Source organism: Frankia sp. ACN1ag, assembly GCF_001414035.1.
GTDB lineage: Bacteria > Actinomycetota > Actinomycetes > Frankiales > Frankiaceae > Frankia > Frankia torreyi.
The window spans coordinates 60,228-73,649 of sequence record NZ_LJPA01000014.1 but is presented as its reverse complement, the minus strand read 5'-3'; the positions used below and the strand labels follow the sequence as shown (position 1 = coordinate 73,649).

The following is a 13,422-nucleotide window of genomic DNA, read 5'->3' as shown; positions in this document are numbered from 1 at the left end:
GGCGGCCGGCCGGTTCGGCTGCCGTGGACCGGGCGATGTGCCCCGCCGACCGCGCCGTGCTCGCCGACGGCGGGTCGATGCCGGTCCCGACAGATCAGGGCTGACGGGTCAGGGCTGGGTGACGGTCAGGGCTGGGTGACGGTCAGGGCTGGAAGGTGTGCAGTTCCGCGGCGAGCGACGGGGACACCCTCGCGAGCAGTCGGGTGCCGTCCGCGGTGTGCTCCAACTCGAGCACCTCGCCGTGGGCGTGTACCCGGGAGACGAGATCGCCCCGCGTGTACGGGACGAGGACCTTCATCTCCACGTCGGGGTGGGGAACCCGGACGCACAGGGCGTCGACGAGCGCAGTCAGCCCCTCCCCCGTGCGCGCCGAGACGAAGACCGCGTCGGGCGCGAGCTGGCGCAGGCCGGCGAGGACGGTCGGCTCGGTGGCGTCGACCTTGTTCACGACGATCAGCTCGGTGACGTCGCCCGCGTCGATGTCGTTGAGCACCTCGCGCACGGCCGAGATCTGGGCGGCCGGGTCGGGGGCGGAGCCGTCGACGACGTGCAGGATGAGGTCCGCGTCGGCGACCTCCTCCAGGGTCGAGCGGAACGCCTCGACGATCTGGTGCGGGAGGTGTCGGACGAACCCGACCGTGTCGGTGAGGGTGAACGCCCGGCCGTCCGGCAGGGTCGCGCGCCGCACGGTGGGATCCAGCGTGGCGAACAGTGCGTCCTCGACGAGGACGCCGGCGCCAGTGAGTCGGTTGAGCAGCGAGGACTTGCCGGCGTTGGTGTAGCCGGCGATCGCCACCGCGGGCACCTCGCCGCGCCGGCGGGCCGACCGCTTCGTCTCCCGCACGGTCGCCATCCCGGCGAGTTCCCGGCGCAGGCGCGCCATCCGGGCACGCAGCCGCCGGCGGTCCGTCTCGATCTTCGTCTCGCCAGGCCCACGGGTACCGATGGGCGCGCGCCCACCACCGCTGGCCGCGGCCCGGGACATCGACTCACCCCAGCCGCGCAGACGGGGCAGCATGTACTGAAGCTGGGCAAGCTCGACCTGGGCCTTGCCCTCCCGAGACGTCGCGTGCTGGGCGAAGATGTCCAGGATGAGCGCGGTCCGGTCGATGACCTTGACCTTGACGATCTCCTCCAACTGGCGTAGCTGGCCGGGGGTGAGCTCGCCGTCGCAGATCACCGTGTCCGCGCCGGTCGCGGTGACGACCTCGGCGAGTTCGCGGGCCTTGCCGGACCCGACGTAGGTCGACGCGTCCGGCCGGTCGCGACGCTGCACGAGCGCATCCAGCACGACCGAACCCGCCGTGGTCGCGAGGGCGGCGAGCTCCGCCATGGAGGCCTCGGCCGACCGCAGCGAACCCGACGTCCACACGCCGATGAGGACGACCCGCTCCAGCCGCAGCTGGCGGTACTCGACCTCGGTGACGTCGTCGAGCTCGGTGGCCAGACCGGGCACGCGGCGCAGTGCCGCGCGCTCCTCCAGGTCGAAGCCGTCCCCCGAATCGTCATAGAAACCCGAGAGGTACGCCGAATCCGAATCGGCGAGGTCGATGAAGGATCTGTCGAAAGTGGACGCCGTCAGGGCGTCGGCAGGAAGAGTCATACCATCCGTTCTCAACGCGGCTCGCTGCCGCGAGATTCCGCGCCGCTTCGTCCGGCCAGGTCACGCGCGCGGGTTCCGGCGACCTGATGAGGTCCGCAGCAAGGGTCGGCGCGGGGCGCCGGCCGCTTCGCTTGCGGATTCATCCCGTCTCCGACCAGGGTCCCACGCCGCCGTGACGATCGCGAACGGTTTCCGGGCTGGAACGCCGTGACCTTCGCACCGGCCGGCTCGGGCACCTGGACGGGACAGGCACCTGGACGGGACAGGCACCTGGACGGGACAGGCACCCCAACGGGACAGGCACCCCAACGGGAGAGGCGCCCCTGCTGGTCGCCGGCCGCGTACCGTCGACGCCGTGTACCGGGAACGGCCGACGACCCGGCTGCCGGCGATGCTCTGGTCCGCGCAAGGCCCGTCCGGGCCCCCCTACGACCTCGCTCAGGCGGATGCCAGCCCGCCGCGGCCACGCCTGCCGGCGGGCGATCCGACCCCCGCCGGGCGGGCCGCGCAGGTCCACCGGATCCTGCCCGACGGCTGCATCGACATCATCTGGAGCTCCGACGGCCGGTTGATCGTCGCCGGCCCGGACACGGTCGCCACGCTCGCGAGCTGGGCGCCGGGGGTGCGCCACCTTGGCCTGCGCTTCGACCCCGGGCGCGGGCCGGCCCGGCTCGGGGTGCCCGCCGCTGAGCTGCGCAACCGCCGCCCGGACCTTGCCGACCTGTGGGGTGCGGGGCCGGCCCGGCGACTCGCCGAACGGCTCGCCGATGCGGGCGACCCGGCGCTGGTGCTCGAGACATGCGTCGCCGCCCGCCCCTGCCATCCGGGACTGGGCGATCCGCTGGTGCCGGCGATCCTCGCCGGAATCCGGGCCGGGTCAGCGGTGGCGGATGTGGCACGAACGGCCGCGCTCAGCGAACGTCAGCTCCTGCGCCGCTGCCGGCAGATGTTCGGGTACGGCCCGAAGACGCTCGCCCGCATCCTGCGGCTNCAGGAGGCGCTGCGCTCGGCGCGGACCGGCCGACGCCTGGCCGTGGTGGCGGCCGACGCCGGCTACGCCGATCAGGCCCATCTGGCCCGGGAGGTGCGCGCTCTGACCGGCGTCGCGCTGACCAGCCTGCTCGGCCCCGCCCGGCCGAGCAGCCCGGCACCAGCGGGTCTCGCGGAACCGCCGGGGCTGCCGGATAAGGATGGGCCCGCCGGCCCACTCGGTCAGGGCGCCTGAACGGCGGGTAGCGGGGCGAACAGGTCGACGTGGTTGCCGTCCGGGTCGAGAACGGTCGCGTAGCGCTGGCCCCAGAAGGCATCCCAGGGCGGCAGATGGCCGGTGTGGCCGGCGGCGAGCAGCTCGGCGTGGAGCGCGTCGACCTCGGTGGGGCTGTCGCAGGCGAAGGCCAGGCTCACCCGCCCGGCACCGCCGGTCGCCGGCGCCCAGTCCGGGTCGAAGGAACGGATCGTCTCCTCGGTGTCGAAGGCCAGGCGCAGCCCGCCGGGCAGGGTCACCTCGACATGCGGTTCGGCCTCGGCGCCGGCCGGCGGGTCCAGCCCGAGCAGGCGGTAGAAGGCCAGGCTGCGGGCCATGTCGGCGACGATCAGGCCGATGAGGTTGAACGTGGATGGCATGACCGCACCGTAGGACGCCCCAGGCCAGGCGGTCTTGTCGAAAACGGACGTCGCCGTCGGAGGACACGCCCGAGGTCCCCCGGAGCGGGTCAGCGGGTGGGAGAGTCGGTCAGCCCGGCGGCCGCCAGGATCTCGGTGGCGTCGCCGACCCCGGCCGCATCCGCGCTCGCGGCCGCACCATGCCCGCCCGGGGCCGCCGAGCNCAGGGACACCGAGCGCAGCACGCCGTCGAAGACCAGCTCGGCCGGTCCCCGCAGCAGCACGGTGTCGGGACGCCAGACCACCACCAGTCCGCCGCCCGGGACGTCGACCTCGACCTCGACCGCCGGCGGCGCCGCGCCGGCGCCGTTACGCACCCCCGCCGCGGCCGATGGGCGGGCAGCCGCCGCGCCTCCCTCGACCCCTGGAGCGGGCGCGGGACGCAGGCCACGGCGGGCAGCCCAGGCCACCGCGACGGCGCAGGCACCGGTGCCGCAGGAGGCCGTCTCCCCGACCCCGCGTTCGTAGACCCGCATGGCGACTCCGCCCGGCCGGTCCACGACGATCTCGACGTTCACCCCGTCCGGGAAGTCCACCGGGGAGAACGCGGGGGGGCGGGTCAGGTCGAGGCCGCGCAGCGCGGGCACGTCGAGATCGTCGGCGAAGCAGACCGCATGCGGGTTGCCCATCGACACTCCGACCGCCGTGAAGTCGCGTTCGGCGACGGTCACCGCCGACCCGGGCCCGGCGGACAGCCTCGGCGGCCCCATGTCGACCGTGACATCCCCCGCGGCCGGCACCTCCACAACCCGCAGGCCGGCCCGGGTCGCGATGGTGAACCGGCCGGGCTGGGCGTAACCGGCGGCCACCAGGTAGCGGGCGAACACGCGGGCGCCGTTTCCGCACATCTCGGCGACGGACCCGTCGGCGTTGCGGTAGTCCATGAACCAGCGGGCGATCCCGGCGAGGGAGGCGGCCTCGGGGACCGCGGCGGACAGCACGACCCGCAGCACCCCGTCCGCGCCGACGCCGGTGCGCCGGTCGCACAGCGCGCGGACCAGGTCCGCGGTGAGGTCGAGGTCGCCGTCCGGGTCGGGAAGCACGACGAAGTCGTTGCCCGTGCCGTGGCCCTTGACGAAGCGCAGCTCCCGGTCGTCCCGCACGAGGCGATCGTACGGCGCTGCGGCCCAGGCCGCCCAGGCCGCCCGAGCCGCCCGGGCCGCCGCCGCGGCTCATCCCCCGGCGGCGCGCACCCACTCCCGCATCCGGTCGTCGGTCCGGGCCGGCGGCTTGTACCAGCGGTCCGGGCGGCCCCGGCCCAGCGCGATCAGCCGGGCGTCCTCCACCGGGACCGGCGGGCAGAACACCGGCCCGATCGCCCGGTCGCAGCCGAGGTCGACCACCCGGATGGCCAGCCGGGCGGTGTCGACGCCGTCGGCGACCACGGTGAGCCGCCGCTGGTGGGCCAGCCGAGCGATCGCCGCGACGACCGCCTCTCCCTCCAGATCGCGCATGGTCGCCCGCAGAAAGACGCCATCGAGCTTGACGTGGTCCAGCGGCAGCAGGTCGAACATCGCCAGCGACCCGAACCAGGTGCCGAACGACTCGACGGCGATCGCGACGCCGAGGGCGCGCAGCCGCTCCAGCAGGCGGGGCACCACCGGCGCGGCGAGCCCGAGGTCCCGCTCGCTGAACTCCAGGCCGATCGCCCCCGCCGGCAGCAGCCGGCCGGAGAGCAACCGGTCGATCTCGGCGACGAAGGCGGGGCTGGCGAGCTGGCGGCCGTCGACGTTGATCCACAGCCGGGGCGGCCGGATCGGCGTGCCCGCGGCCATCCGGTGCCAGGTGCGCGCCTCCGTCACCGCCATCCGCAGGACCCACTGGTCGACCTGGTGGACGAGGCCGGCGGCGGCGGCGATCGGCATGAACTCCGCCGGGCCGAGCACGCCGCGCTCAGGATGCTGCCAGCGCGGGTGGGCTTCCATTCCCGGAACCGACCCGTTACGCAGGTCCACCTCGGGTTGGAAATGCAATCGCAACGAGCCGTCGTCGAAAGCGGCGTAGAGGGNGGGAACGAGAGTCAGGTCGGGTGGGGAACCGGCAGCAGCGGAGGGCGCGGTCACATCGATCTCTCCAGACGCCGAGCGGGACCGGCCGCCGCACGCCGGGCGTCGGCGACGCCGTGGTTCGGCGCCGACCCGTCGCCCCGGAGCCGTTTGACCGATCACCCGTCAGAGCGAACCCACCAGCCGTAGCACCTGGGTGACATCCGGTTGGTCCAGCCAGACTATCCGTTCGTCGCGACGAAACCAGGACCTTTGCCGTCGGGCAAAGCGTCGCGTCGCGGTAATTGTGGCCTGCTTGGCCTCCTCGGCGGAGTCCATTGCTCCATCGAACCAGGCGAGCAGTTGAGCGTATCCCAGCGCACGGGACGCCGTACGACCTTCCCTGAGGCCCATTTCCGCCAACCTCCGCACTTCGTCAGGAAAACCCGCGCCCCACATTCCCTCCACCCGTTCGACGATGCGTTCGTCCAGATCGGTCCGGTCCACCCCGATCTGGACGACGTCGTAGACGGAGCGGTGCTCGGGCAGGGTGGCCTCGAAGGTTCCGGTCAGCTCGACGACCTCCAGCGCGCGCACGATGCGGCGACCGTTGCTGGGCAGGATCGCCTCGGCGGCCCGCGGCGCGAGCCGCGCCAGCTCACCGTGCAGCGCCGGCGCGCCGCGGCTGGCCAGCTCCCGCTCCCAGCGCGCCCGTACTGCCGGATCGGTGCCCGGGAAGGTCAGATCGTCGAGAGCGGCGCGCAGGTACAGCCCGGAGCCGCCGACCAGCACCGGGGTCCGGCCCGCCGCGAGCAGACCGTCGATCACCCGGCGGGCGTCGGCCTGGAAGCTGGCGACGTCGGCGGTGCGCGTCACGTCCCAGACGTCGAGCAGATGGTGGGGCACCCCGCGGCGCTGCGCTGGCGGGACCTTGGCGGTGCCGATGTCCATCCCGCGGTAGAGCTGCATCGAGTCGGCGTTGACGACCTCACCGCCGAGCGCGAGCGCGAGCTCGATGCCGAGATCGCTCTTGCCCGCGGCCGTCGGCCCCACCACCGCCACCACCGGTCCCGACCCTGACCGCTCCCGTTTGCTCATCGCCCCGATCGTGCCACGCGCCGGCGCGGCGCCGGCGCGCCCGCCCGGTCGGCGTCCCGGCCCAGCCGGTCAACCGACCCCGGAGCTGGCCTCGGCGCCGGCGGGCGCCGGGCGCCGCACCGGCAGGCCCGGCGACCGCCAGAAGCCGACCAGCGCGGCGACCAGCGCGTCCGGGGCATCGGCCGCCGGGTCGTGGCGGGCACCCGGCAGCACCTCGTAGCGGGCCGCGAGCCGGCGGGCCATGTCGGCCTGCACGGCAGCCGGCCATCCGTCGTCGCTCTCCCCGTGCGCGACGAGCACCGGCAGGCCCGCGCCGCGGGCGGTCTCCGCCAGGTCCGCAACCCGGTCGGGGGTGTCGAGCAGATGCTGGGCGATCGCCATCAGAGCGGTCTGGTTGTGGGCGAAGAACCGCCGGCGCAGGAAGTCGGCCGTCGGCGCCGGCCGGGGCCGCTCCACGGCGTGCAGCGCGGCCCACACCGCGGCCGGCCCGCCCCGCTCCAGGAGCAGCCGGATCGTGCGCAACGCGGCCTGACGCCGCCCGACGATCCCGGCGGGTCCGGAGGACAGCAGGGTCAGCGTGCGTATCCGGCCGGGGTCGGCGATGACCGCCGCGCGGGCGACGAGGCCGCCGAAGCTGTGCCCGACCAGGTGCACGCCCCCCGTACCCCCCGGTCCGAGCGCGTCGATCACGCGATGTACGTCGTCGGCGAACGCCTCCAGGCTGTACGCCGCGATCTCGTCGGGGCCGGGCGACTCGTGCTGGCCTCGCTGATCAAGCGCCGTCGCGGCAAAGCCCGCAGCGGCCACTGCCGGCATGATCGGCAGGAAGTCCTCCTTGCTTGCCGCGTAGCCCGGCAGCAGGAGGACCCCCGGGGCGTCCACCGACCCGCACCTCAGCGCGGCCAGGCCGGCGACATCGGTCCGCCACACACCTGGCGGCAGTTCAGCCGGACTCCCTACCACGTTGCGCGCCCCCCCGATTCCATACGGCAACCAGATAGCCGACACCGTAGGGCGCGTCGTCATAGATGAGCTCGCTGGACCAGGCTTCGGTTGGCGTGTCGTCCCGAGTCGCGGCGAGTAGCGCACCGGCGAGGACCTGCCACGACGCCCGGCCGGCCGCCAGCAGCTCGGCCGCCAGCTCGGGATCGAGGTCGAGCAGCGCGGCCGGATCAGGTCCGGCCAGGGCCGCCGCGGCGGCGGCGTCGAACGCCGCAGCGCGCTCGTCAAGCCCTCCTGGCGCCTTCAGGGTGCGCCGCGCCGACCCGTCACCCATGACGAGCAGGGCGAGCCGCTCCCCGCGCCGCACCTGCGCGACGAGACGTTCACCGAGGCCGGCTGCCTGCCGCGGGGAATGACCGGCCGGCACCCCGAGCGCCGTGCGGTCCCCGGACCAGCCGGCGCTCGCCAACAGCCAGGCGCCGACGGTCAACGACAGGGGCAGCGACGGCGCCGCGGCGGCGGGCGGCCCTGCGGCGGGCGGTCCGAGCGGCACGTGCAGGTCCACCCCGAAGCCGGCGAGCGACCCGGCCGACTCGGGCCCGTAGCGCGTCTCGGCCGGCGCGTCCCCGACCACCACGATGCGGTCCGGCCGCGCGGCGCACAGCCGTCGCACCGCGTCCACGGCTGCGGCGCGGGCGTGGACCTGCTCGCCGCGGCCGACCTCGGGGACCAGCAGCGGCGGGTGCGGGCAGACGGCCGCGGCGACGAAGGTCACCGGCGGTCCGGGCTCGGCGCCGGCCCCACCGACGGCATGCCGAGGGCGACGGTCTGCCGGGCCGCCGCAGTGCCGCCGCCCTCGCCGCCGGTGTGGGCGGCAGCGGTGCGGCCGAGTTCCCAGGCGTCACCCGCGCGGGTGCGGCGGTGGGACAGCAGCGAACCGTCGGCGGTGAGATGGTGCGGCGCCCCCCGCGTCACCACGGTCTCGACGACGTCACCGGGCCGCACCACGGGTCCCGGACCGGCCCGGAAGTGCACGAGACGACCGTCGCGCGCCCGACCGGACAACCGGCCGGTGGCGTCATCCTTACGGCCCTCGCCCTCCGCGACGAGCAGCTCGACCCGCCGGCCGACCAGCTCGCGGTTCTGCTCCCAGGAGACCTCGTCCTGCAGTGCGACCAGGCGGGCGTACCGCTCGGCCACGGTGGCCCGGTCGATCTGGCCGTCCATCGTCGCCGCCGGGGTTCCCGGGCGCGGGGAGTACTGGAAGGTGAACGCCCCGGAGAAGCGCGCCTGGCGCACGACGTCGAGGGTGTCGGCGAAGTCCGCCTCGGTCTCGCCGGGGAAACCGACGATGATGTCGGTGGTGATGGCCGCGTCCGGCATCGCCGCCCGCACCCGCTCGACGATGCCGAGAAACCGGTCCCGGCGGTAGGAGCGGCGCATCCGGCGCAGCACGTCGTCCGAACCGGACTGCAGGGGCATGTGCAACTGGTGGCAGACGTTGGCCGTGGCGGCCATCGCCTCGATGACGTCGTCGGTGAAGTCCCGCGGATGTGGCGAGGTGAAGCGCACCCGCTCCAGGCCGTCGACCCGGCCGCAGGCGACCAGGAGCTTGGCGAACGCCCCGGGATCGCCCAGCGAACGGCCGTAGGAGTTCACGTTCTGCCCCAGCAGGGTGATCTCCAGCGCCCCCTCGCCGACGAGCGCCTCGACCTCGGCCAGTACCTCGCCCGGCCGGCGATCGCGCTCGCGGCCACGCAGGCTGGGCACGATGCAGAAGGTGCAGGTGTTGTCGCAGCCCACGCTGATGCTGACCCAGGCCGAGTGGTGGCTGGCCCGCCGCGTCGGCAGCGAGCTGGGAAACACTTCCAGCGCCTCGGCGATCTCCAGCTCGGCGGCGGCGTTGTGCCGGGCCCGCTCCAGCAGCACCGGCAGGCGATGCAGATTGTGGGTGCCGAAGACGACGTCGACCCAGGGAGCCCGGTCGAGGATCGTCGAGCGGTCCTTCTGCGCCAGGCAGCCCCCGACGGCGATCTGCATCCCCGGGTGGCTCTTCTTCATCGGGACGAGCTGGCCGAGATTGCCGTACAGCCGGTTGTCGGCGTTCTCCCGCACCGCGCAGGTGTTGAACACCACGACGTCGGCCTCGCTGCCGGGGGCGGCCGGGACGTAGCCGGCGGACTCGAGCAGTCCGGAGAGCCGTTCGGAGTCGTGAACGTTCATCTGGCACCCGAACGTGCGTACCTCGTAGCTGCGGCCTATCACGTCAACCAGCCTACGGCGCGTCGCCCGCAGCCCGGCGGGCGACCGGCGCCCCGCCGGGCCGGACGACAGCGCCGGAACGGCACCCAGAGGGACGAGCACCCCCGAATCAATGTCACTAAATATACAGATTCGCGGACTTCGGCGACCGGTCGCGTATCATCCGCGAATGTCGCTGCAACGGTCCGGAAACGCCAGCGCAGCGACCGTCCACCTGTCCGACCCACGACTATCCGCGCGCCTGGCCCGTCCGTCCCGGATCCGCCGGGATGCTCGGTCCACCACCACACCGTTCTGCCATTGTGTCGGGAGGTCGATGTGCCCCTGGTGACCCTGGAGGGAGTCGGGAAATCCTTCGGCGACAACCGGGTACTGAGCGACGTCGATCTGTCCGTCGAGGCAGGGGAGGTCGTTGTCGTCATCGGGCCCTCCGGATCCGGGAAGTCAACGCTGTGCCGCTGCATCAACCGGCTGGAGACGATCGACGAGGGCCGTATCCTGTTCGAGGGGAACCCGCTGCCCGCGGAGGGGCGGGAACTCGCTCGGATGCGGTCCCGGGTGGGAATGGTTTTCCAGTCGTTCAATCTGTTCGCCCACCGCACGATTCTCGACAACGTGACGCTCGGGCCGACGAAGGTGCTCGGGCAGAAACGGGGCCAGGCCGAGGCCCGCGCCCGCGAACTGCTGGCCCGGGTCGGCATCGCGGACAAGGCCGACCGGCTGCCCCGGCAGCTCTCCGGCGGCCAGCAGCAGCGCGCCGCCATCGCCCGGGCGCTGGCCATGGACCCGGTTCTCATGCTGTTCGACGAGCCGACCTCGGCGCTGGATCCCGAAATGATNTCCGAGGTACTCGACGTCATGCGGTCCCTGGCCGCGACCGGGATGACCATGATCGTGGTCACCCATGAGATGGGATTCGCCCGCTCCGCCGCCGACCGCGTGGCCTTCATGGCCGACGGTCGCATTCTGGAGATCGCACCGCCCGACGACTTCTTCGGCGCGCCCAAGTCCGAACGGGCCAGGGACTTCCTGGCCCGAATCCTGCAGCACTGATCGCAGCACCGACCGCAGCACTGATGGGGACGGGGACGGCCTCGGCTCCGGCGCAGGGCCACCCCCATGGCCCGGCGCGCGCCGGGCGGGAGCCGCGCCCCGAGCAGCACCGGGACACCTCATTCGACACCAGCCCCCGCTCCGGATCCGGCGGTCCGGGGCATCGCGAGAGGATCGGTCATGCGTACACCGTTCAGTCGGGGCCGGCGGCCAACCGCCGGGCGTCTTCCCGGGGACCCCGGGCAGCCCGGCGCGGGCTCGCCCCGACAGTCCGGCGGGGCCGGCCGCGCCCGGCGGCGCGGCGGCGCGCTGCTGCTCGGCGCCGCGATGCTCGCCACCCTCGGCCTGACCGCCTGCGGCAGCGACGACGGCGGGGACTCGGCCGCCCCGACCCCCGCGACCAGCTTCGCCCCCGGCACCACCATGGCCCGCCTCCACGACGCAGGGAAGATCACCGTCGGGACGAAGTTCGACCAGAACCTGTTCGGCCTGAAGAACCTCAGCGGCAAGCCCGAGGGCTTCGACGTCCAGATCGCGGAGATCATCACGGATGCCCTCGGGATCCCCCGCGACAAGGTGAACTTCGTCGAGACGGTGTCGGCCAACCGCGAGCCGTTCATTCAGCAGGGCCGCGTCGACATGGTCGTCGCCACGTACACGATCAACGACAAGCGCAAGAAGGTCGTCGACTTCGCCGGCCCGTACTACGTCGCCGGACAATCGATCATGGTGGCGAAGAAGAACACCGACATCACCGGCAAGGACTCCCTCGCCGGCAAGAAGGTGTGCTCGGTCAGCGGCTCCACCCCGGCGGAGAACATCCGCAAGGTGGCGCCGGCCGCCCACTTGGTGCTGTTCGACGTGTACAGCAAGTGCGCGGACGCGTTGAAGAACGGGCAGGTGGACGCGGTCACCACCGACAACGTGATCCTGCTCGGCCTGATCGACAAGGATCCGGACGCCTTCAAGCTCGTCGGCGGCACCTTCACCAGGGAGCCGTACGGCATCGGGATCAAGAAGGGCGACACCGCCTTCCGGACCTTCATCAACGACACGCTGGAGGCCTCGTACTCCGACGGCCGCTGGGCGAAGGCGTTCAGCTCGACCGTCGGCAAGGTGGAGCCGAACACGCCGACTCCGCCGCCCGTCGACCGCTACACCTCCTGACCCACTGGTCGCGGTGATCGGCTGGTTCCACCGGTCACCGCGACCAGGCGTTCCACCGCACGAGGGAGCATCGCGATCGACGCCGTCTTCGACAACCTCGACATCTTCGCCGAGGGGTTCCGCCGCACGGTGGGCCTGAGCCTGTTCGCGGCGATCGCGGCGCTGATCCTCGGCACCGCGCTCGCGGCGATGCGGGTCTCCCCGGTGCCCCCGCTGCGCTGGTTCGGCACCGCCTACGTGGAGATCGTCCGCAACACCCCGCTGACGGTGGTGTTCTTCTTCGTCGTGTTCGTCCTGCCGCAGGTCGACATCGTGTTCTCCTACTTCACCTTCGCGGTGGTCGCCCTGTCGATCTACCACGCGGCGCTGGTCTGCGAGGCGGTCCGCTCGGGCATCAACGGAGTCGACCTGGGACAGGCCGAGGCCGCCCGCGCGATCGGTCTGACCTTCACCCAGACGCTGCGGATGATCGTGCTGCCGCAGGCGTTCCGCAACGTGCTCCANCCACTCGGCAGCGTGATCAGCGCCCTGATCCGCAACACCTCGATCGCCGCGGCGTTCGGCGTGCAGGAGCTGACCGGGGTGGTGCAGCGGCTGACGACGGCCAACCCGGACTCGGTCATCGCCGTGCTGCTCGGCGGCGTGGTCGCCTACCTGATCCTCACCCTGGCGCTGGCGGGCGCGCTGGCCCTGACCGAACGACGGGTGGCGAGGGCACGATGAGCGGCACGCCGATCGTCCTGGCGGATCCGCCCGGCCCCCGGGGTCGGCGACGCATCCTGATCTCCAGCATCATCGCGCTCGTCGTCATCGCCGGTCTGGTCACGCTGGCCCTGCTGCGGCTGGCGAGCAAGGGTCAGCTCGACGGCGAGCTGTGGAGCGTGTTCGTCGACCAGCCCGACCTGCGGACCCTGCTGTGGAACGGCCTGCTCGACACGCTGCGCGCGGCACTGACGGCGATGGTCCTCGCCGTGATCCTCGGCGTCGCGCTGGCGATGGCCCGGATGTCGCGGCACCGGGCCGTGCGCATCCCCGCCGTCGCCGTGGTCGAGCTGTTTCGCAGCCTGCCGGTGCTCATGCTCATCCTATTCGCCTACCTGGGGCTGCCGGCGCTCGGCTGGAAGCTGTCGGCCTTCTGGGCCCTGGTGCTCGGCCTGACCGCCTACAACGGGGCGGTGATCAGCGAGATCTTCCGGGCGGGAATCGCCTCGATCGACCGGGGGCAGACCGAGGCCGCCGCCGCGCTCGGGCTGCGGCCGGTGCAGATCTTCCGACTCATCCAGTTCCCGCAGGCGGTCCGGCGGATGAGCCCGACGCTGATCAGCCAGTTGGTGACCCTGCTCAAGGACACCTCGCTCGGTTTCGTCATCGCCTACAGCGAGCTGCTGCGCTCCGGGCGCGGCGCCGTGGAGTTCCTCGGCAGTCGGTATGCCCTGCCGATCTACACGGTGATCGCCGTGATCTACATCGTGACCAACAACCTGCTGTCGGCACTGGCCCGATGGCTCGACCGCCGGCAGAACCGCCGGCTCGGCGGGGGGCACGCGGAGCTGCCGGTGGACGGCGCGGTGGCCACGGGCGCCCGGCCGGCGGCAGCGGTGCCCGAGCAGGGTGGGCCGGGCGGTACCCGGACCTGAACCGCCCCGGACC

The 13,422-nt window shown here is 73.0% G+C and carries 10 protein-coding genes and 6 pseudogenes; 8 read left to right on the top strand and 8 right to left on the bottom strand.

What is annotated here, in order from left to right; all coding sequences use genetic code 11:
• Window positions 1–142: 142 nt before the first annotated feature.
• A complete protein-coding gene (gene hflX / locus UK82_RS14640; RefSeq protein WP_044883772.1) occupies window positions 143–1,603 on the bottom strand; it encodes a GTPase HflX in 1,461 nt (486 codons plus the stop codon).
• Between the two features lie 391 nt (window positions 1,604–1,994).
• Here hflX and UK82_RS41505 point away from each other — a divergent pair.
• Window positions 1,995–2,593, top strand: a pseudogene (locus UK82_RS41505) (DUF6597 domain-containing transcriptional factor); the annotation flags it as partial.
• 1 nt (window position 2,594) lies between these two features.
• A pseudogene (locus UK82_RS37820) lies at window positions 2,595–2,828 on the top strand (AraC family transcriptional regulator); the annotation flags it as partial.
• Here UK82_RS37820 and UK82_RS14630 read toward each other — a convergent pair.
• From UK82_RS14630 to miaB, 7 genes are all read right to left on the bottom strand, one after another.
• A complete protein-coding gene (locus tag UK82_RS14630; protein WP_044883773.1) occupies window positions 2,816–3,226 on the bottom strand; it encodes a VOC family protein in 411 nt (136 codons plus the stop codon). The pseudogene UK82_RS37820 and the gene UK82_RS14630 sit on opposite strands and share 13 nt — an antisense overlap.
• A gap of 203 nt (window positions 3,227–3,429) precedes the next feature.
• Window positions 3,430–4,368 (bottom strand): diaminopimelate epimerase (gene dapF / locus UK82_RS14625; protein ID WP_236705940.1); only part of this gene is annotated, 939 nt, incomplete at its 3' end.
• Window positions 4,369–4,437: 69 nt separating this feature from the next.
• Window positions 4,438–5,220: an EAL domain-containing protein gene (locus tag UK82_RS14620; RefSeq protein WP_396230560.1), complete on the bottom strand. Its 783-nt coding sequence runs from the start codon at window positions 5,218–5,220 to the stop codon at window positions 4,438–4,440.
• Window positions 5,221–5,436: 216 nt separating this feature from the next.
• Window positions 5,437–6,348 carry a tRNA (adenosine(37)-N6)-dimethylallyltransferase MiaA gene (gene miaA, locus UK82_RS14615; RefSeq protein WP_044883775.1) on the bottom strand — a complete coding sequence of 304 codons (912 nt, stop codon included), beginning with the start codon at window positions 6,346–6,348 and terminating at the stop codon, window positions 5,437–5,439.
• A gap of 69 nt (window positions 6,349–6,417) precedes the next feature.
• Window positions 6,418–7,230, bottom strand: coding sequence for an alpha/beta fold hydrolase (locus UK82_RS14610; RefSeq protein ID WP_236705939.1), 813 nt, complete (start codon window positions 7,228–7,230; stop codon window positions 6,418–6,420).
• 61 nt (window positions 7,231–7,291) lie between these two features.
• Entirely contained in the window at window positions 7,292–8,065 is a 774-nt protein-coding gene (locus UK82_RS14605) for a class III extradiol dioxygenase subunit B-like domain-containing protein (RefSeq protein ID WP_044883777.1), read from the bottom strand.
• A complete protein-coding gene (miaB, locus tag UK82_RS14600) occupies window positions 8,062–9,555 on the bottom strand; it encodes a tRNA (N6-isopentenyl adenosine(37)-C2)-methylthiotransferase MiaB (RefSeq protein ID WP_055407781.1) in 1,494 nt (497 codons plus the stop codon). The genes UK82_RS14605 and miaB overlap by 4 nt, the downstream gene beginning before the upstream one ends.
• Before the next feature lie 315 nt (window positions 9,556–9,870).
• Here miaB and UK82_RS14595 point away from each other — a divergent pair.
• From UK82_RS14595 to UK82_RS14580, 6 genes and pseudogenes are all read left to right on the top strand, one after another.
• A pseudogene (locus UK82_RS14595) lies at window positions 9,871–10,391 on the top strand (amino acid ABC transporter ATP-binding protein); the annotation flags it as partial.
• Between the two features lies 1 nt (window position 10,392).
• Window positions 10,393–10,605: pseudogene (locus UK82_RS37815) on the top strand (amino acid ABC transporter ATP-binding protein); the annotation flags it as partial.
• Between the two features lie 180 nt (window positions 10,606–10,785).
• Complete coding sequence (locus tag UK82_RS14590) at window positions 10,786–11,772, top strand: glutamate ABC transporter substrate-binding protein (protein ID WP_044883779.1); 987 nt, start codon at window positions 10,786–10,788, stop codon at window positions 11,770–11,772.
• A gap of 75 nt (window positions 11,773–11,847) precedes the next feature.
• Window positions 11,848–12,275: pseudogene (locus UK82_RS37810) on the top strand (amino acid ABC transporter permease); the annotation flags it as partial.
• Window position 12,276: 1 nt separating this feature from the next.
• A pseudogene (locus UK82_RS37805) lies at window positions 12,277–12,495 on the top strand (amino acid ABC transporter permease); the annotation flags it as partial.
• Window positions 12,492–13,409 (top strand): amino acid ABC transporter permease, encoded by a 918-nt coding sequence (locus tag UK82_RS14580; protein WP_055407700.1) that lies wholly within the window; start codon window positions 12,492–12,494, stop codon window positions 13,407–13,409. The pseudogene UK82_RS37805 and the gene UK82_RS14580, both read left to right, overlap by 4 nt.
• Window positions 13,410–13,422: the final 13 nt, after the last annotated feature.